We start from the raw sequence: 18,464 nt of genomic DNA on the forward strand, positions 1-18,464 counted from the left end.
AAAAACCGCATCTCAAGTAGATGCGGTTTTTCGTTAGCCGTCGGATTTCACTGACAAAGGGGTGAATTTCCGTTATACTAAGTAACAAATAACGAGAACTAGCAGGGGTAGTACGACAATGGATAACCAAGAAGAAGTATTGCGTAACGACGAGCTTTTAGCTACGTTGGAAGCTTTCCGCGAAGAACAAAATCCAGCTAATGAACAAGCATTTGTTCAAGGGCTTGTAGAGGCAGTTTTTATTGCGCCGGTTAACTTCACTGAAGCACCAATTATTAAGGAAGACGGTGACGTTGAGATTCCAGAAGGCTCAGAGATGCGCTTGTTGACGTTTGAGATGGAAAACGGCCATTCAGTATTCCCAATCTTTACGGATTTGGATGCTTTCAATGCCGGTCCAATTGACTCAGAAGATCCGTTACACCCTTGGGCGATGTCACTGGCTGATTACTTGCCATTGTTGCAAAATGATGATTCAGAAAATATTGAAGGCTTGGCCTTGAACCCGTTCACAAATGGCATGCCAATCACACGTGATAACTTGGCTTACATTGCCGGCATGGTGGCAGCACAAGAAGGGGATGGCGATGCCGAGATGCAAATTGCATCTGCTGAAGAAATCATTCCAACGCCATTGCGTTACGAATTGATTGGTATAGCGGATGACGCCATGGGTGCAGTAGAACACATGCACTTGTTGTGGTTGACGAATGGAGCGACAAACGCAGCTAATTATTTGTTGGTCGTGGATGGTCCTGACAAGGATGCATTCCAAGAACTATACCCACGTTTTGCTAAGGCGTTCGAAGAGAAGGCGGGCGAAGAAGGCAGTGCGGTTGATATTGTCGCGGCAGCTGATTTTGATGTGGATTTGTCGGAATTCACGAGTTTGTACGACCGTAATTTGTAACTTAAATACCCCTGCTGGTTCCTTGATACCGTGCAGGGGATTTTTTGTTGGCGTATAATAACACTCGTAATTAAGAAAAATAATGAAACCGATAGAAACGGAACGGAAACAATCATGACTGAATTTAAAGATACAGATTTAACAATTATTGGTGCGGGACCAGTAGGGATGTTTGCCGCCTTTTACGCTGGTTTGCGTGAATTGAATGTCACAGTTATCGAAAGTTTGGAGAGTGTTGGTGGCCAAGTTGCTAACCTTTACCCACAAAAGACGATTTTGGATATCGCTGGATATGTGAACACGACCGGTGCTGAAATTATCAAGGAATTGGATAAGCAAATGCGTCAATTCCCACAAGATTTGTACCTTGATACAACGGTTATCGATGTTCAGCCAATTGGGACTGGATTTGATATTACGACTGATAAGGGATCATTCCACACGAAGTCTGTGATAGTTGCAACGGGTAAGGGCGCCTTTGAGCCACGTCGTTTGCCAGAAGCCGTCGAAAATGGCCTTGAAGGGCAAGGCATCCACTACTTCTTGAACGACGTTGAAGACTTCCGTGATCACCGTGTGTTGGTTGCTGGTGGTGGAGATTCAGCTGTTGATATGTCAACGTTGTTGGATACAGTTGCAGCCGAGGTTCACTTGACGCACCGCCGTGATAAGTTCCGTGCGATGGAGCACGCTGTATCTGAGTTGCAAAAGTCATGCGTTGCTATTGAGACACCATATAACATTGAAACGGTTGAAAAGGTTGAAGATGGTTCATTGAATGTGACTTTGGCTAAGGTCCGCGAAGATGAAAAGAAGGTTTTGAATGTCGATGACTTGATGGTCAACTACGGCTTTACATCAGAGAACAAGATTGTTGCTGGCTGGACCGTCCAACCAGAAGTAGAACGCCAGAAGTTCACGGTTAGCCAAGAGATGGAAACGACGGTGCCGGGTTTGTTTGCGGTCGGTGATGTGGCTGAATACCTTGGTAAAGCAGAATTGATTGCGACTGGTTTTGGTGAAGTGCCAACGGCTGTGAACAGTATTATCAAGCGTATTTACCCAGATCGCCAAGGCCCTGTTCACTCATCAGGATTGGTTATTGAGAATGGTGAAATCAAGCGTTAAAAGCTTGTTTGTTAATCGATAATCCGTTATATTGGATTTAACAATTAAAACGATTTTTAACAGAGGTATCGCAACTATGCGGTACCTCTGTTGTCGTATTAGAGGAAATGGTACCAATGCTAACCAATTAACGGAGGAATCAAAATGGATGAAAAGTATGTGACAAAAATAGAGTTTCAAGCGTTTCGGGATGGGGATTTTGAGGCACTACGCTCGGATGTTCGTGAGCTACAGGTCGATGTGTGTGAACTACAAGATGATGTTCGTGAGTTGCGGAATGAGTTTACTGAGTTCCGCGCTGAAATACGCGGAGACATGAAGGCGCTTAACGTGCGTATGGATAACATAGCACGCAACTTTGAAAAGGCGAATAAGGTCATGATGTGGGTCGCAACGTTTTATGCAGTACCAATTCTGTTTATGATGTACAAAATTATGGTGGAGACTAATTAATCACTACTAATTATGCTGAAACTTTGTTACAATAGTAACGAAATATTCTAATACAAAAGAGGTATCACCAATGGCAAAGTTGGTTTTGATCCGTCACGGTCAAAGTGAATGGAACGCATTGAACTTGTTCAATGGTTGGGTAGACACGAAGTTGAGCGACAAGGGTATTGCCCAAGCTCGTACTGCAGGTGAATTGTTGGCTAAGGAAGGCATCCAATTTGACCAAGCATACACGTCAGTTTTGACGCGTGCGATCACGACATTGCACTACGCTTTGGAAGAAGCTGGTCAATTGTGGATTCCTGAAATGAAGTCATGGCGTTTGAACGAGCGTCACTACGGTGCTTTGCAAGGTTTGAACAAGGCCGACGCCGCTGAAAAGTGGGGCGACGAGCAAGTTTTGCAATGGCGTCGTTCATACGACGTTTTACCTCCATTGCTAGAAGAGCAAACGGAGACTGTTGAAGTTTTGGGTAAGGAATACCCAGCCTTCGACCGTCGTTACGCTGATGTACCTGAAGGTGAATTGCCATTCGGCGAAAACTTGAAGGTTACTTTGGAACGTGTATTGCCATTCTGGGAGTCAAACATCTCAAAGGATTTGGCAGCAGGTAAGAACGTTGTGATTGCCGCCCACGGTAACTCATTGCGTGCCTTGGTAAAGCACATCGAAGGTATCTCAGATGACGATATCTTGGGTGTTGAAATCGCTAACGGTGAGCCTTTGGTATACGACTTGGCAGATAACTTGTCAGTTGTTTCAAAGAAGGTTTTGAAGCCAGAAGCTTAATAAGTAATTGAAAAGACGCTATCGACAGTGATGTTGACGGCGTCTTTTTGGCTCTATGCCAAATAGCGTTGGTCGACAATGAATTTGAAAATTAACGCGATTTGAAGAGTCGCAAAAAGTGGTGATGACAGAAATGTTGTCACCACTTTTTTTAGAATTTTCCATACTTCATTTGGATACGGATGCGTCGCATGTAATTACCGAGGTTTTGATAACCGTATGCGGTACGAGCTATTTGCTTAAGGCGACGGTTGATGCCTTCGATTTTACCGTTTGACCATGGGCAACGAAGACTTTCGAGGATGCCTTTTAAATTGCGCTTAAAAGTACCGATGGTCACGTCCATGGCGGAACCCACCGGTTTGTAAGTGCTGATCAATGCATGAATTAGCTCGGGGCTACGCTTGTCCATTGCTTCTAAAGCTTCTTGGTACACTAAATAAGCCGCCTCGAGAACCGGAAATGATTTGAACACTAGCGTGAGAGCTTCTTCTTCCGTGATATATTCGTTCAAGCCTCGCATATATTTACGATGGGTAGTTTCTAAGTTGCTGTATTTTTTGAGGAAAAGGCGCCAGCCGTTTTTCATTATTTTGTATTCACGAGAGTGCTTATCAAGTAGATGCTGAATGCCTGTGCGAATAGTGTTGATGGCACGGGTCATTAGTTGAACGATATGGAATCGATCAATGACAATTTGGGCATTAGGAAATAGTTCCGGCACGAGGGTAGCGTAGCTAGCGTTCATGTCCATGACGACGTGCGTGACTGCCTGGCGTTGCTTCAAAGAGAAGCCATAGAAATAACTTCGGATTGTGTTTAAATCACGACTTGGCAATATCTCCATAAAGTTGTCAGGTGATGCATACACGAAAGCGTATGATCTGCTAATTCGAATTTCATCGAAGCTTAGAACTGCTGGTAAATGACTGTAGTCATAACGATAATCCTGGAGTTCGTCGTTGATAACACGGTGAACTGTTGAGTGTGAAAGACGCAAAATAAAACCGATAACTTTCTCTGAAATATCCTCCATAGCCAGTCGAATAACTTGAAGGCGTAGGGGTTTAGAGATGTTTCGGGCTTCTTCTAAATCGGGTGATGACACAACTACGGAAGCGTTGCACTCATGGCAGTAATAGCGCTGCTTACGCAGGCGTAGGCGGTTGTCGAAACCGTTAGTTGCGGGTAGCTTTACTTCGGTGGGTTTGCTGAAACCATTTTTGGTTAATATACTCTCTTGGCCACACAACGTGCATCGATCCATATCACCGTGTAGTGCAGCTTCATAAACGATAGTTTTATGATTATCTTTTCCACGATATGAGATGTGGTTGAATTCACCGTTATCATCCATTAAAAATTCGAAATTTGGGTCTGTTAATCCGACGCTACGTAGGATAGAATCATTTAAAGACATCAATAGCTCTCCTTGTATTTTGGTCTTAGACGACTTTAGGATACACCGAGCTATTGGTGTTTTTATTGTTGTTCTGAGAATGATTGATAAATGCAAAAAAGCGTTGGCGATTAACCACCAACGCCAAAAAGAATAGAACCTAAAGACCTGGCCAATGGCATCCTAAAGATAATAGTTTGAACATTCTGTGAATTTGATTGCTTATTTATTTGCAACCGCGTACAACTATCCTTGTTAATAAATGAATAAATCCATTGATTCGGGGAGTAATAAACATGTCAGATAAATTAGTGATGGCCTTGGTAGGCTGTTGGGAACAGTGCAAATCGTTATCGCTTGCCATACTTAATGGAAAATGAAAATGTGGTAATTAAGACGATTTACACGCCGTCATTGAACAAGCGCTCCGCAGATCAGGACGCGTTGGCTGCACGTGGCATTCAATTTACAGATGATTTGGATACGGCAAATAATTTGGTGAATACCACGTTGCCAGAAGTGACGGACGATAACGGAATCTATTGGAAGGCCCTAACCCCCAATGTTAAGAATAAGGCGGGCGCGCTCTCTTGATGACTGTTGGACTGTTTGCAGCACAGGGAACGCGCTTGGAATTGTTTTATGGCGGTATCTCATATTTCCAAGGAACAAACGCCACAGCTGATGTAAATGTTAGCCACAAGTTTGGCAACGGCGGTTGCAAATGCGCAAGCAACGTTGCGTTCGGTTGTCGACCAAGCTAATGCCATCAAGGTACCAGCAAACTTGCAAAACAATGCTGGTGACTTGATCCAAATGGTAACGGACTTGAAAGACCTAGCTAATCAGACTGATACAACTGTTTCAGACTTAAGTACAGCTTTGACGGCGGTGCAAAACCGTTTGGCGGAGTTGAATGCAATGCACCAAGGGGTTGTTGACGGTCACCAAGGTGAGACAATTGTGAACACAAACGTACCGGCTACCAAGGAGCCAGTGGCAACTGTGGCTGAACATCACGATAGTGTTAATATGTCTCGCACGACTGCTGTGGCGGCAAGAAAGACGTCAGACGCTAAGGGGACTGTTGTGGCAAAGGCGGTGCAAGATGTGGCGACGATGACGACTGCTAAGCAAGCGGAAACGCGTGGTAACAAGGTAACCGTTGCGTTGAATAACGGGGCAAGTGTTGCCAAGATTAATAATCGAGTTATTGCAACAACTGCCGATACACCAAAGACTGATGCAGATCGTATTCACGATATGTTGAATGAGGCTAAGGTTAACAAGGCTTCAATCAACATGACTGAAAATACCTCAGAAAACTATATTGGCATTATCATTGCTAGCTTGATGGTTGCTGGTATGTTTGGACTTTTGGCAGCGTTCTGGCGTCGCAAAAAGGAATTCCAAGCCCGCATTAATGGTGATAAGTGGTTAACTATTTCAGCTGTTAACAGTTAACACCTTGCCTAGACAAAATCCCCCACTTCCGTATAATTTGCGGTTAGGGGGGATTTTTTTGTATGGGAATTTTAATTGGGAAGCGTAAATTTGGGTGATTGAGTAATGAAAAGTATGACAGTTCGGTTCACGGCTGATGAAGTGCTGATTGGGCGCCACGATAAATTGGCCTGGGACAATCAAAGCGTGTTAGGAATGTACCATATGGTGACGGCGACGCTGCAAGAAATTACAGGAGTTGATCGGATTAATTTGGTAAACGATGGTCTGCAACAAACGTGTCCAATGCGTTGGAAAATCGTCACGGAGATTTGGGTACACGCTTGGATTGTCCGCTGTAATTTAAATATTGCGGTGCGCGGTCTAGATAATGGACAACTCCATGAGACGGTGCTGTGGACCCGACGGACAAGTAATGCAATTGCACCAGCTGTTGCGCCAAACGTGCTACCAGATTGGTCGCTGATGATTGATGGGGAGCGGTTGCCAATTGTGCCGCAGGATAATAATCCGTGGTTGACGGTCGAGGATATGCGGTGGGGATGTCAGCTGACGAATTTTGCCTACGAAATGCGGCATCACGATTATTTGGATGTGCAAATTAGCACGGTACGCGAGTTCGAAGATAATAGTGATGTCGCGAAGCGTTTAACGATTGCTGGTAATCATCATGTTGTTGTCACACTCCCACTGGCGTTAATTGATGACATTGTGACGACCGGACGTTTGTCACGGGCGCATGGTCGACTAGTTATCTCGCAACAAGTAACACCAGAACGTCCGCTGAAAATCAGTTACTATCTAGATGGACGAACAGGACTGTCGTTTGAACAAGTCGCGCTCCAAAAGCGAGCCCGCTGGCAAACCTTTTGGGCGCGCACAGATGTACAAATTAGTGCGGATCATAATTGGCAACGAAACATCCGCTGGGCACTGTATCGTACTCGGTTGCAATTAGGGGAGCAAAAACTTTATGAATTGTTAGTACAACCAGCAACCGACTTAACAGGGCGTTTGCATAATTTAACTAACGAAACGGATTTAGAAGAACGTTTAACCGGCTTCTTAAGTTGGCTAACCGGTGGTTGCGTCATTAATGGTGAACTCTGTTTAACATGCCAGCCAAAACTACCAGCAGTCGGCACAATTGCCTGGACACTGCAAAATGAACACTTAAACATCCGGTGTTTGGCTGATAGCACGCGACTCCGTATCCGGCCAAACGCACCACTTTGCGTCCAAAGTGGCAACGAATGTATTAAGTGTCCAAGGCAACGCCTAACAACAATTATCACGCGATAATTAAAAGCCAGGTGCAAAAAAAGCGCCTGGCTTTTTGGTCTATTAATGATTTCAAACTAACAGAGAATATCTTGGCTGCCGTCATGGTTGTGGGGGAGTGGCGTAGCGATAACAGATAGAGAACTCACAAGTTCGGCCGACCGCCGGTTAAATAATGTACTAGGAACCCGACCCCCTTAGCCCAATTATTTGGGAGTTAGCCGGTGCTCGCGCCGGCGAAGTTTCCTTCCTGTCATTTTTGTCGAAGCCACTCCCCCACAACCATGCCTCGTGCGCAATCACGACGCAAAAAAGTTATAAAAATAGTAGTCGAAACCGCGAAATCCAGTTAACAGTAGGGTAGAATAATAACTATATACGATATGTAACGAAAACCTTTACAAGACTGCAGTGTGACATTTACAAAAGTTAGAGATAATGGTTTACAGTAGCAGAAGAATATTAGGAGGCGTTCATTATGAAGCGCAGTTGGTTGATAAGTGCCGCAATCGTCGTGGTTGTAGGCGGCCTATTAGCTTTGGGATACACAACGCGAGAGAAAAACGGCAGTGTGAATATCACCGCCGTCGGATCAACCGCGTTGCAACCGCTAGTTGAAGCAGCTGGAGAAGATTATGCTGCGAAGAACATGGGCGTGTTCGTTAACGTGCAAGGTGGTGGAACAGGCACCGGTTTGGCACAGGTTCAGCAAGGAGCCGTCGACCTAGGTAATTCAGATATGTTTGCCGAAGAAAAAGACGGTATCAAAGCCAATCAATTGGTTGACCACAAGGTAGCGGTTGTTGGGATCGCGCCAATGGTTAATAAGCAAGCCAATATTAAAAATCTAACGCAAGACCAATTAATTGCGATTTTCACGAAGAAGGTTACAAATTGGAAAGAGGTCGGTGGTGCTGATTTGCCAATCGTTTTGGTAAATCGTGTGTCAGGTTCAGGAACCCGCGCAACATTTGAAAAGTGGGGCTTGAAGGGGGCAGAGTCAGCTGACGCGCAAGAACAAGATTCATCAGGAATGGTACGTTCGATTGTTTCAACGACGCCGGGTGCCGTTTCATACGCGGCGTTCGCCTACTTGGATAAGACAGTTTCAGTGCCAACCTTGAATGGTGTGAAGGCTGATGATGACAACGTGAAGGACGGCAAGTGGCCAATCTGGTCATACGAACACGTCTACACAAAGGGCAAGCCAACTAAGGATGTCCAAGCGTTCTTGAATTTCATCGATTCAAAGCACATTCAAACGACACTAGTTCCACAATTGGGCTACATTGCCATTCACGATATGGAAATTTCACGTGACGTGAACGGAAAGATTACATCTGAAAATTAAGGAGTGTGGGCACATGGATAACATCCGTGAATCACTATTGAAACAATCAGCCGCAACCCGCAAGGATCGTTTTGGACGTTATATTTCACTAGCAGCTTTGCTATTGATTGTTGTGGTTGTATTATCAATTTTCTGGTTTGTTGCTTCAAAAGGTTTGGCAACGTTTTTTGCAAATAAAGTTAACCTATGGGATTTTCTAACAGGCACTAAGTGGGCACCTGGTCAAAAGGATGCCAACGGTCACCCATTCGTCGGTGCTGCACCGATGATTGTTGGTTCATTTTTGGTTACGTTGATTTCGGCTTTAATTGCCACACCATTTGCCATTGGAACCGCCGTCTTTATGACTGAAATATCACCCAAGCGTGGTGCGAAAATTTTGGGACCTGTGACGGAATTGTTGGTTGGTATTCCATCCGTTGTTTATGGATTTATTGGTTTGTCAGTCATCGTACCAGTGATGCGTCATTTGTTTGGCGGTTCTGGGTTCGGGATTTTGGCCGGGGCCATGGTGTTGTTCGTCATGATTTTGCCAACGGTCACATCAATGACGGTTGATACGTTGAAATCAGTACCACGTCACTACCGCGAGTCATCATTGGCCCTAGGCGCAACCCGCTGGCAAATGATTTACAAGGTAATCTTGCGTGCAGCAACGCCTGGTATTTTGACAGCCGTAGTCTTCGGCATGGCCCGCGCCTTTGGTGAAGCCTTGGCTGTTCAAATGGTTGTCGGTAATGCGGCGTTGATGCCACAGAATTTGACATCACCAGCCGCCACATTGACGTCAGTCTTGACGCAAGGAATTGGAAACACGGTTATGGGATCACTCGAAAATAACGCGTTGTGGAGTTTGGCATTGATCTTGTTGTTGATGTCGTTGGTCTTCAACTCAGTTATCCGTGCAATTGCTAAGAAGGGAGTCATGTAAGATGTTGAACCCAAAGCAAGTCGATAAAATTGCAAGTGTCGTTCTTTACGCAATTGCAGGCTTTGTAATTTTGATTTTGGCAGCACTGCTTGGTTATATTTTGTACCAAGGTGTACCACATTTGTCATGGCACTTTTTGACGGCGCCTGCGACAGCCTTTACTGCCGGTGGTGGTATCGGTATCCAACTATTTAATTCGCTATACTTGTTGGTTATTACGATGTTAATTTCATTCCCAATTGCATTGGGTGCTGGAATTTATTTGAATGAGTATGCTAACAAGAAGAGTCGTGCAACCGCTTTGATTCGCACGGCCATTGAAATTTTGTCATCACTTCCTTCTGTGGTTGTGGGGTTGTTTGGTTTCTTGTTGTTCGTTGTGCAATTCAAACTTGGCTTCTCAATTTTGTCAGGTGCGATTTCACTAACGTTCTTCAACCTACCATTGCTAACACGTTCCGTTGAAGAGTCATTGCGAACGATTCCTGATTTGCAACGTGAAGCCGGTGCGGCCCTCGGTTTGTCTCGTTGGGAGACTGTTGGTCACATTATTTTGCCAGCTGCCTTGCCATCGATCGTGACCGGTGTGGTTTTGTCAGCAGGTCGTGTGTTCGGTGAAGCCGCCGCATTGATTTACACAGCTGGACAATCAGCACCAGCTTTGGACTTTACGGATTGGAACCCATTCAACGTTTCATCTCCATTGAACATTATGCGTCCCGCCGAAACGTTGGCGGTGCACATTTGGAAGGTTAATTCAGAAGGCATCATGCCTGATGCGGCTGACGTATCCGCTGGCTCATCTGCCGTTTTGATCATCGCTGTCTTGTTGTTCAACTTCTTTGCTCGTTACTTGAGTGGAGTTTTGTTCAAGCGTTTGACGGCAACGAAGTAAGAAAGAGGACATTTGTCATGGCTGAAGAGCAACATTTAATTTTTGACGAGGAACAACCAGAGCGCTACGTCTATGATATGGACGAAGCGAAGCACGAGGTTGCTTTGTCAACAAAGGACTTGCAAGTGTTCTACGGCGACAAGTTGGCCTTGCAAGATGCCGATTTGAAGTTTGAACGCTACAAGATTACCTCATTGATTGGGGCATCTGGTTCAGGTAAGTCAACGTTCCTGCGTTCGTTGAACCGCATGAATGACTCAGTGGCGACGGTTAAGGGAAACATTATGTACCGTGGCTTGGATATCAACTCAAAAGGTATCGATGTCTATGAGATGCGTAAGCACATCGGCATGGTTTTCCAACGGCCAAATCCATTCGCAAAGTCAATCTCAGATAACATCACGTTCGCGTTGAAGCAACACGGCATGCGTGACAAGCAACAATTGGACGAAATTGTTGAAACGTCATTGCGTCAAGCTGCTTTGTGGGATGAAGTGAAGGACGACTTGGGTAAGTCAGCCGTGTCATTGTCAGGTGGGCAACAACAGCGTTTGGTTATTGCCCGCGCGATTGCCATGAATCCTGATATTTTGTTGATGGATGAACCATCATCAGCGTTGGATCCGATTTCTTCAGCGAAGATTGAAGATACATTGATGCAATTGAAGGAAAAGTACACGATTATTATCGTGACGCACAACATGCAACAAGCAGCACGTATTTCTGACTATACAGCGTTCTTTAATAGCGGTAAGTTGGTCGAATACGATTTAACACGTAAGATTTTCACACGCCCAAAGGTACAATTGACGATTGATTATGTGAACGGGAACTTTGGTTAAGAGAGGCATTATCAAATGGCAGAAAAAATTTTGACAACTGAAAACGTGCGTCTCTACTACGGTGAAAAAGAAGCGTTGCACGGCATCAATTTGGACTATGATAAGTTCGGTATTACGGCGTTGATTGGACCATCTGGTTCAGGTAAGTCAACGTACCTACGTGCTTTGAACCGTATGCACGATTTGACAGATAACGTGACGGTTAACGGCACGTTCCTGTTCAAGGGGCAAGATATCTACGCGCCATCTACCGACACGGTTGAATTGCGTAAGGATATTGGCATGGTGTTCCAACAACCGAACCCATTCCCATTCTCAATCTACGATAACGTGGCCTTTGGGATGCGCATCTCTGGTGAGAAGAATAAAGCTGTATTGGATGAAATGGTTGAGACATCATTGAAGCAAGCAGCTATCTGGAATGAAGTGAAGGATGATTTGCACAAGTCAGCCTTGTCGTTGTCAGGTGGACAACAACAACGTGTGTCAATCGCACGCGCTTTGGCCACATCACCAGAAATCTTGTTGTTGGATGAACCAACGGCCGCGCTGGACCCAGTGTCAGCCCACGCGGTTGAAAACACATTGATGCAATTGCGTGATAAGTTAACGATGATTATTGTAACGCATTCAATGGCGCAAGCATCACGTATTTCTGATCGAACGGCCTTCTTTATGAACGGTGACTTGATTGAAGCGAATGACACAAAGAAGATGTTCTTGGATCCAGACAAGAAGGAGACCCAAGATTATATCTCAGGTCGCTTCGGATAGCCTGTGCTATACTAAACAAACAATTAACAGAAACGGGGAATTATCAAATGCGTCAATATTTTGATGAAGAACTAGCTGATTTGGATACGTCTTTTAAGGAAATGGGACTGCTGGTATCTGAGACGTTGGGTCGCGCGGTACAAGCTTTCTTGGACCACGACCGTGCCACGGCACAAGAAATTATCGATGGTGACAAGGCTATCAACCAACGCGAAATTGCTTTGGAAAAGAAGACTTTCGAAATGATTGCCTTGTACCAACCAGTAACGACTGATTTGCGTGAAATTGTAACGGTCTTAAAGGCTGTTTCAGTTTTGGAGCGAATTGGTGACAATGCACGAAACATTGCACTTTCAACAATTCACGTGAAGGGTAACAAGCGTGTGGCGGCAATTGAAGAAAAGGTCGGTATGACTGGTTCAACAGTAGCCAAGATGGTGTCGGATGTGTTGGATTACTACGTGAATGACGATGCGGCTTCTGCTGAAGCGATTGCTGAAGTGGCAACGTCGGTATCACATGTTACTGGTGAGATTCGTGAAATGGCAATCGAAGCCATGAAGTCAGACCCAGAATTGGTGACGGCCTCAACGGATTATTTGGTGGTTGCTGGTTACTTGAAGCGTACGTCAGACTACGTGACAGACATTGCGGAGTGGATTATCTACAAGCGCACGGGTAAGATTGTTGAATTGAACCCAGGAATTTCATCATTTATTTAAGCGATAAATTAAAAGAGCCAACGCACAAGCATTGGCTCTTTTTGTGATTTTAGGTTAAACTTAATGTTGGCGAAATTAGTTTAACAGGAGGATGGCATGAAAAAAGTCACGAAGGTCACCCGGCAACGGAAACCAGGGCGTTATAATATCTATTTGGATGATGAGTTTGCGTGGGCGGTTGATGAAAAAATCCTGATTAAATATAACTTGTTCAAAGATACTGAGCTGTCTGATGAAGATCTCAAGAAAATTGAAGATGCGGAATTTGAACAGAAAGCCTATACGAAGGCGCTTGTCTATGCAACTGGTCGAATGCGTTCAAAAATGCAAGTTATTATCAAGCTAAAGGAAAACGAATTTCCAGGCATCGTGATTGCGCATGTGATTGACCGGTTAGAGGCAGCAAATGTGATTGATGATGCTCGCTTTGCTGAAGAGTATGTCCGTAGTGCGATTCACTCGGGTAAATTGGGACCACGCGGTGTTAGGACGAAGCTGCAACAACTTGGGGTCGATAAGTATCTAGTTGAAGATGCTTTGGTGGAATATGACGAAGAAGACCAAGCCGTGCAACTTGATGAAAAAGTCGAAAAACTTATGCAGAAGTACGCTCGACAGGCGCACTTTATGGCGGAGCAGAAAACCAAACAAAAACTGGCTCAACTGGGTTATGATAGTAAACTTGTTGTGGCAGCGCTGAAGCGTTATGAAGCAGAGAATGAAACCGACACAGACCAGGAGTGGGAGAACTTAGAGCGGGATGCGTCGTCAGCTGCCAATCGTTACCGCCAGTATGAGGGGTGGGAATTTAAGAAAAGAGTAAAAGCCGCGATGTTTCGAAAAGGTTACGACTTATCCCTTGTGGATAAGTGGATAAAGCAAAACGAGACGGAAATGCAATAATATACAAATTAATGAATATAAAGCTAACGCTCTGATTTGTCGGCGGGGCGTTTTTTGGGTTAGCATTGGTATTCGTTGTAGCATTGGTTGGCTTACAAAGCCAGGTGCATGCAGATGTCGCGGATTATGAAGTCCATGCATTAATTCCGACAACGAAGATTAAAGGAAATCACACGGGAGCATTTGATATGGTGCTGGTGCCAAATCAAACCCAGAACATGTCATGTGTGATTATAAATCACACGGACAAAAATATCGTATTTGATATTGCCAAAGGAACGGCTAAAACCACGGTAAATGGGAACATCAACTACACGGCGAACGATACGACATTTGATGCAACGTTGCCCGAACCAATCGGTGAGGACATGCGGATTCCGGCAACTGTGACCGCCAAGGCGTCTACAAATACAGGGTTTAATGTCACACTTGTAACGTCTAAAACGGTTTGGCAAGGGTTACTAGCTGGTGGCATTAAAATTTCCCCGCGTGGCGAAGTGGCAACTAAAAAATCACAAAGTGGTGACGATCAAGGCATCACAACGATTGACGTCTTTGTCCGTAATAAAGACGACCTGCCCGTGGTAAAATAGGCATTCGCTTCAGCAGCGGTTAAGCGCATTAAAGGAAAACCAGCACTGGGTATTTTAGTTCGCAACCCGCACGGTAATTTCGTAAATAAATTCCGAGTTACAGCGCAGGTAGTGGATAAGAACGGCAAGATTGTCTTGCAACGCGAACAGGCAGGCATGACAATGGCCCCTTATTCAAAAATGACATGGCCGATGAATTCATGACGCGTCACGTCAATACTTGGTCGTGGTTATATACCGTGCTGGTGATGATATTGCTTGTGTTGGTTGTGGCCATCGTCACTGTGATGATTAAAATTTGGGGGATCCACAAGCATTGTTAAGAGATGCATCCCAAGACAACAGTGCGTTGGACCGTGTCACGTGATACAATAAAAAAGAATAAATTTGGTGAAAGGCCGTAAAAGGGCTCAAAGATGAAAGATAGTCGACTACCTAGGGAAGGCGACTTTATTACGATTAAGAGCTACAAGCACGACGGCAGTTTACATCGAACTTGGCGTGATACGATGGTCCTTAAAACCAGTGAAAATGCAATTATTGGGTTGAACGATCACACATTGGTGACCGAAGATGACGGTCGTCGATGGGTGACACGTGAGCCGGCTATTGTGTATTTTCACCGTAAGTATTGGTTTAACATCGTCGCGATGATACGAGATAATGGGGTGTCATATTACTGCAACCTCGCTTCACCATTTGTTTTGGATAAAGAAGCCCTAAAATACGTAGACTACGACTTAGACGTGAAGGTTTTCCCAGACGGTGAGAAGCGTCTGTTGGATACGGATGAGTACGAACTACACAAAGCGCAGTGGCAATACCCGGCGGATATTGATTTTATCGTAAAGGAGCACGTGAAAATTCTCGTGGATTGGATCAATAAGCACCAGGGCCCATTCTCTGATGAGTACATCGACTTGTGGTATCGACGCTACTTGGAAATCAAGCGTCGTAATAATCGTTAGTCGCAATATGATTTTGTAAAGGCAACCAGAATGTTAGCGCATTTTGGCTGCTTTTACTTTATAATCAAAAACGGAAATGTTCTAAGGGGATAAACAATATGAAAAAGTTTGGGTTAGTCTTATTGCTAATTATCGTGTTTGTTGGTGGTATTATCGGGTACCGCCACGTCACCAACAATCAAGGGTATGAGGCAACGATGACAAATGCGCACAATGCATTAAATAAGCAGAATTGGTCAGATGCCAAGTTCTACTACCAAGAAGCACAAAAGGAAAAGAAGTCAGTTGAAGCGCGAACAGCGTTGGATCAACTGGTTTATGCTATTCGGGCAGATAAAGGTGCCAATAAGGGTGATTGGCAAGATGCCCTGGATTGGTACCACACTGCGAAAGTCGTTGACGGTGCGGTGGACTTAGTGAACGAGAACATTGATGTGGCTGTTCGTAAGGTCAAGACGAGCCGGGCGTCTTCTGAGGCCAAGGTGTCATCAAGCAAGGCGGCGTCTGTTGCGTCTTCTAAGGCAGCTTCTGCAAGTGTCGCCGCCTCGCAGAGTAAGGCAGCAAGTGAAGCAGCATCCTCATCACGGAAAGCAGCGGAGTTATCATCATCTGTTGCGGCGTCTGTTAGTCGTTCATCGGCTTCACAATCAATTAGCGGGGCGTTCAAGTCAAGCAAGGCAGCTAGTGCCAGCACAACTGAGAGCTCTGTTAGTGATTCATCAGATACGACGTCTTCAGACGCAGGTTCAGTTCCGGCAGGTTCATCATCAGAACGTCAGATGGATTCAGCTGATGTCGCAGCAGCACGAGCAGAGTTGATTGCTAAGGGATACAATGTGCAAGATTTGCCAGCCTCGGAATTGCAAGCGGCGATGAACCAGGTGATTGACTCACATGGTGGCATGACGCTCGAAGATATTGCCAAGCAACACAAGTGGTAAGCACCTTTCGGACAACTAAATACGTCAAAAACGGAACGGTCGTGGTGTTGAATCACGGACGTTTTTTCGGTATACTAAATTATTAAGATTTTTCAAAAAATCGGTAAATAAAGTAAAGAAATTAAGGTCGATAAAAATGGCATCATTACAAGAGGAATTGCAAACGCGCCGCACGTTTGCCATCATTTCCCACCCTGACGCCGGTAAAACGACCATCACGGAGCAACTGTTGAAGCTTGGTGGTGTTGTGCGTGAAGCTGGAACTGTTAAGGGCCGTAAGGGAAATTTCGCAAAATCTGACTGGATGGAAATTGAGCAAAAACGTGGTATCTCAGTTACTTCATCAGTTTTGCAGTTTGATTTTGACGGTAAGCGTATCAACATTCTGGATACACCAGGACACGAAGATTTTTCTGAAGACACGTACCGTACGTTGATGGCGGTTGACTCAGTTATCATGGTGGTCGACTCAGCCAAGGGTATCGAGCCACAAACGAAGAAGTTGTTTGAAATCGTTAGTGAACGCCACATTCCAATTTTCACATTCTTCAACAAGTTAGACCGCGATGGTCGTGATGCGTTGGACCTGGTGGATGAGCTAGAATCGACGTTGGGAATCAACGCTTATCCAATGAACTGGCCAATTGGATCAGGTCAAATTTTGGCGGGCTTGTTTGACTTGTACCACAACAATGTCGAGGTTTTCCGTCCAGAGTCTGAAGCAGAGCGTTTCTTGCCCTTGAACGCTGCAGGCACGGACTTGGCTGAACCAAACGAGTTGCAGGAGAATTCATTGTGGGCGGAAACACGCGATGAAATCGAAATGTTGAAGGATGCCGGTAACCAGTTCGATGAGCAAGCCGTGATGAACGGAGAATTGACACCAGTCTTCTTCGGTTCTGCCTTGCAAGGGTTTGGTATTGAGACATTCTTGCAAACATACATGCAATTTGCGCCAGCGCCTTCTGCTAAGAAGACGGTGAGTGGGGATGAAGTTGAACCAGCGACAGCCCAATTTTCTGGCTTTGTGTTTAAGATTCAAGCCAATATGAACCCAAATCACCGTGACCGTATTGCCTTTGTGCGTATTGTATCTGGTGAATTTGAACGTGGTATGGATGTCACTTTGGCCCGTACTAACAAGAAGTTGCGTTTGTCGAACGTGACCCAATTCATGGCAGACACTCGCGAAAACGTTGAAAATGCTTATCCAGGTGATATTATCGGTGTTTATGATACGGGTAATTTCCAAATTGGTGACACGATTTATGCCGGTAAGAAGGCGGTTGAATTTGAAGAGCTACCAACGTTTACGCCAGAATTATTCATGCGGGTGCACGCAAAGAATGTCTTGAAGCAAAAGTCATTCCACAAGGGTGTGACCCAATTGGTGCAAGAAGGAACAATCCAAATGTACACTGCTTGGGATTCAGGCGATTATATTTTGGGTGCTGTGGGTGTGTTGCAATTTGAAGTGTTCCAATTCCGTATGGAAAATGAATACAATACCGAAGTCTCATTGGAGCCAATGGGATCAAAGATTGCCCGTTGGATTAACCCTGAACAATTAGATCCACGCATGGCCTCATCACGTAACTTGTTGGTACGTGATCGGTCTGAGCAACCGGTATTCTTGTTTGAAAACCAATTCGCAGAACGCTGGTTTAAAGACAAGTATCCAGATGTTGATTTGGAGAAAAAGCTATGATTTTTTTGATGCCAATGGCACCAAATACATGGCTAATGGGGTTGGAAATTTTCTCCTTAATTATGGTGGCACCAACGGTTTTGTATTTCGTTGGGCACCGCATTTTGCGGGCATTTCCAGTACTGTTTAATGCGCTTCACTGGGTATTCGGTGCATATATGACATACGTCTTCGTTGCGGGGATTTCAACGTTGATGTTCAGTTAAAGAAAAAACGGTCAGTGATGACCGTTTTTTTGGCTCTTTGTCAAATGGTGTTGGTCGGAGAAAATTCTGACTAAAATTGGTGATTATTGAGTTTTTATAACCTGGATTGTGTGGGTGATTGGCAACGGCCAATTGCCTACACAATCCAGGTTTTTCTTTTTAAGCGGGAATGATTCGTGGGTGAACCAATTGTGTGCGGATGCGA

The 18,464-nt window shown here is 44.9% G+C and carries 21 protein-coding genes; 20 read left to right on the top strand and 1 reads right to left on the bottom strand.

What is annotated here, in order from left to right; all coding sequences use genetic code 11:
• Positions 1 to 118: 118 nt before the first annotated feature.
• The 4 genes from EST42_RS09105 to gpmA all read left to right on the top strand — a co-directional run bounded on the left by EST42_RS09105 (position 119) and on the right by gpmA (position 3,281).
• Entirely contained in the window at positions 119 to 910 is a 792-nt protein-coding gene (locus tag EST42_RS09105; RefSeq protein ID WP_134645135.1) for an SseB family protein, read from the top strand.
• A gap of 114 nt (positions 911 to 1,024) precedes the next feature.
• Positions 1,025 to 2,038 (top strand): NAD(P)/FAD-dependent oxidoreductase, encoded by a 1,014-nt coding sequence (locus EST42_RS09110; RefSeq protein ID WP_134645136.1) that lies wholly within the window; start codon positions 1,025 to 1,027, stop codon positions 2,036 to 2,038.
• 144 nt (positions 2,039 to 2,182) lie between these two features.
• The gene (locus EST42_RS09115; protein ID WP_134645137.1) at positions 2,183 to 2,491 is read left to right on the top strand and encodes a coiled-coil domain-containing protein; all 309 of its coding nucleotides are present in this window, start codon (positions 2,183 to 2,185) and stop codon (positions 2,489 to 2,491) included.
• Positions 2,492 to 2,561: 70 nt separating this feature from the next.
• Entirely contained in the window at positions 2,562 to 3,281 is a 720-nt protein-coding gene (gene gpmA, locus EST42_RS09120; protein ID WP_134645138.1) for a 2,3-diphosphoglycerate-dependent phosphoglycerate mutase, read from the top strand.
• A 151-nt stretch (positions 3,282 to 3,432) separates the two neighbouring features.
• Here gpmA and EST42_RS09125 read toward each other — a convergent pair whose 3' ends face one another.
• Complete coding sequence (locus tag EST42_RS09125) at positions 3,433 to 4,701, bottom strand: ISL3 family transposase (protein WP_134643756.1); 1,269 nt, start codon at positions 4,699 to 4,701, stop codon at positions 3,433 to 3,435.
• A 363-nt stretch (positions 4,702 to 5,064) separates the two neighbouring features.
• On the opposite strand from EST42_RS09125, the gene EST42_RS11215 reads away from it, so the two are divergent.
• The 16 genes from EST42_RS11215 (at position 5,065) to EST42_RS09200 (ending at position 18,259) form a co-directional block, all read left to right on the top strand.
• Complete coding sequence (locus tag EST42_RS11215; protein WP_245150453.1) at positions 5,065 to 5,274, top strand: hypothetical protein; 210 nt, start codon at positions 5,065 to 5,067, stop codon at positions 5,272 to 5,274.
• Between the two features lie 96 nt (positions 5,275 to 5,370).
• Positions 5,371 to 6,144 carry a hypothetical protein gene (locus tag EST42_RS09135; protein ID WP_134645139.1) on the top strand — a complete coding sequence of 258 codons (774 nt, stop codon included), beginning with the start codon at positions 5,371 to 5,373 and terminating at the stop codon, positions 6,142 to 6,144.
• A gap of 105 nt (positions 6,145 to 6,249) precedes the next feature.
• Positions 6,250 to 7,446 carry a hypothetical protein gene (locus EST42_RS09140; protein ID WP_134645140.1) on the top strand — a complete coding sequence of 399 codons (1,197 nt, stop codon included), beginning with the start codon at positions 6,250 to 6,252 and terminating at the stop codon, positions 7,444 to 7,446.
• A 457-nt stretch (positions 7,447 to 7,903) separates the two neighbouring features.
• A complete protein-coding gene (locus tag EST42_RS09145; RefSeq protein ID WP_134645141.1) occupies positions 7,904 to 8,776 on the top strand; it encodes a phosphate ABC transporter substrate-binding protein PstS family protein in 873 nt (290 codons plus the stop codon).
• A gap of 13 nt (positions 8,777 to 8,789) precedes the next feature.
• Entirely contained in the window at positions 8,790 to 9,707 is a 918-nt protein-coding gene (pstC, locus tag EST42_RS09150; RefSeq protein WP_134645142.1) for a phosphate ABC transporter permease subunit PstC, read from the top strand.
• 4 nt (positions 9,708 to 9,711) lie between these two features.
• Positions 9,712 to 10,602, top strand: a complete 891-nt coding sequence (gene pstA, locus EST42_RS09155) for a phosphate ABC transporter permease PstA (protein WP_134645151.1) — start codon at positions 9,712 to 9,714, stop codon at positions 10,600 to 10,602.
• A gap of 17 nt (positions 10,603 to 10,619) precedes the next feature.
• Positions 10,620 to 11,444, top strand: coding sequence for a phosphate ABC transporter ATP-binding protein PstB (pstB, locus tag EST42_RS09160; RefSeq protein WP_134645143.1), 825 nt, complete (start codon positions 10,620 to 10,622; stop codon positions 11,442 to 11,444).
• Between the two features lie 15 nt (positions 11,445 to 11,459).
• Positions 11,460 to 12,218 (top strand): phosphate ABC transporter ATP-binding protein PstB, encoded by a 759-nt coding sequence (gene pstB, locus EST42_RS09165; RefSeq protein WP_010373426.1) that lies wholly within the window; start codon positions 11,460 to 11,462, stop codon positions 12,216 to 12,218.
• A gap of 47 nt (positions 12,219 to 12,265) precedes the next feature.
• On the top strand, positions 12,266 to 12,940 hold the full coding sequence (phoU, locus tag EST42_RS09170; protein ID WP_134645144.1) for a phosphate signaling complex protein PhoU: 675 nt from the start codon (positions 12,266 to 12,268) through the stop codon (positions 12,938 to 12,940).
• A gap of 96 nt (positions 12,941 to 13,036) precedes the next feature.
• Positions 13,037 to 13,843: a RecX family transcriptional regulator gene (locus EST42_RS09175; protein WP_134645145.1), complete on the top strand. Its 807-nt coding sequence runs from the start codon at positions 13,037 to 13,039 to the stop codon at positions 13,841 to 13,843.
• 65 nt (positions 13,844 to 13,908) lie between these two features.
• On the top strand, positions 13,909 to 14,436 hold the full coding sequence (locus tag EST42_RS11220) for a WxL protein peptidoglycan domain-containing protein (protein ID WP_245150454.1): 528 nt from the start codon (positions 13,909 to 13,911) through the stop codon (positions 14,434 to 14,436).
• A 51-nt stretch (positions 14,437 to 14,487) separates the two neighbouring features.
• Positions 14,488 to 14,640, top strand: a complete 153-nt coding sequence (locus EST42_RS11225) for a WxL protein host-binding domain-containing protein (RefSeq protein ID WP_245150456.1) — start codon at positions 14,488 to 14,490, stop codon at positions 14,638 to 14,640.
• A 212-nt stretch (positions 14,641 to 14,852) separates the two neighbouring features.
• Positions 14,853 to 15,404 carry a nucleoside tri-diphosphate phosphatase gene (gene ntdP, locus EST42_RS09185; RefSeq protein ID WP_010373437.1) on the top strand — a complete coding sequence of 184 codons (552 nt, stop codon included), beginning with the start codon at positions 14,853 to 14,855 and terminating at the stop codon, positions 15,402 to 15,404.
• A gap of 98 nt (positions 15,405 to 15,502) precedes the next feature.
• Positions 15,503 to 16,345 (top strand): hypothetical protein, encoded by an 843-nt coding sequence (locus EST42_RS09190; protein WP_134645146.1) that lies wholly within the window; start codon positions 15,503 to 15,505, stop codon positions 16,343 to 16,345.
• Between the two features lie 130 nt (positions 16,346 to 16,475).
• On the top strand, positions 16,476 to 18,053 hold the full coding sequence (locus tag EST42_RS09195; RefSeq protein ID WP_425335785.1) for a peptide chain release factor 3: 1,578 nt from the start codon (positions 16,476 to 16,478) through the stop codon (positions 18,051 to 18,053).
• A complete protein-coding gene (locus EST42_RS09200; protein WP_134645148.1) occupies positions 18,050 to 18,259 on the top strand; it encodes a hypothetical protein in 210 nt (69 codons plus the stop codon). The genes EST42_RS09195 and EST42_RS09200 overlap by 4 nt, the downstream gene beginning before the upstream one ends.
• Positions 18,260 to 18,464 lie beyond the last annotated feature (205 nt).

The sequence above is a fragment of the Weissella cibaria genome (assembly GCF_004521965.1).
GTDB lineage: Bacteria > Bacillota > Bacilli > Lactobacillales > Lactobacillaceae > Weissella > Weissella cibaria_A.

Coding starts and splice junctions, on each gene's coding strand:
- EST42_RS09200 (WP_134645148.1), top strand. CDS start 18,050: ATGATTTTTTTGATGCCAATGGCACCAAATACATGGCTAATGGGGTTG.
- pstB (WP_134645143.1), top strand. CDS start 10,620: ATGGCTGAAGAGCAACATTTAATTTTTGACGAGGAACAACCAGAGCGC.
- EST42_RS09190 (WP_134645146.1), top strand. CDS start 15,503: ATGAAAAAGTTTGGGTTAGTCTTATTGCTAATTATCGTGTTTGTTGGT.
- EST42_RS09110 (WP_134645136.1), top strand. CDS start 1,025: ATGACTGAATTTAAAGATACAGATTTAACAATTATTGGTGCGGGACCA.
- pstC (WP_134645142.1), top strand. CDS start 8,790: ATGGATAACATCCGTGAATCACTATTGAAACAATCAGCCGCAACCCGC.
- EST42_RS09145 (WP_134645141.1), top strand. CDS start 7,904: ATGAAGCGCAGTTGGTTGATAAGTGCCGCAATCGTCGTGGTTGTAGGC.
- phoU (WP_134645144.1), top strand. CDS start 12,266: ATGCGTCAATATTTTGATGAAGAACTAGCTGATTTGGATACGTCTTTT.
- EST42_RS09135 (WP_134645139.1), top strand. CDS start 5,371: ATGTTAGCCACAAGTTTGGCAACGGCGGTTGCAAATGCGCAAGCAACG.
- EST42_RS09105 (WP_134645135.1), top strand. CDS start 119: ATGGATAACCAAGAAGAAGTATTGCGTAACGACGAGCTTTTAGCTACG.
- EST42_RS09175 (WP_134645145.1), top strand. CDS start 13,037: ATGAAAAAAGTCACGAAGGTCACCCGGCAACGGAAACCAGGGCGTTAT.
- ntdP (WP_010373437.1), top strand. CDS start 14,853: ATGAAAGATAGTCGACTACCTAGGGAAGGCGACTTTATTACGATTAAG.
- EST42_RS09115 (WP_134645137.1), top strand. CDS start 2,183: ATGGATGAAAAGTATGTGACAAAAATAGAGTTTCAAGCGTTTCGGGAT.
- pstB (WP_010373426.1), top strand. CDS start 11,460: ATGGCAGAAAAAATTTTGACAACTGAAAACGTGCGTCTCTACTACGGT.
- EST42_RS09125 (WP_134643756.1), bottom strand. CDS start 4,701: ATGTCTTTAAATGATTCTATCCTACGTAGCGTCGGATTAACAGACCCA.
- gpmA (WP_134645138.1), top strand. CDS start 2,562: ATGGCAAAGTTGGTTTTGATCCGTCACGGTCAAAGTGAATGGAACGCA.
- EST42_RS09140 (WP_134645140.1), top strand. CDS start 6,250: ATGAAAAGTATGACAGTTCGGTTCACGGCTGATGAAGTGCTGATTGGG.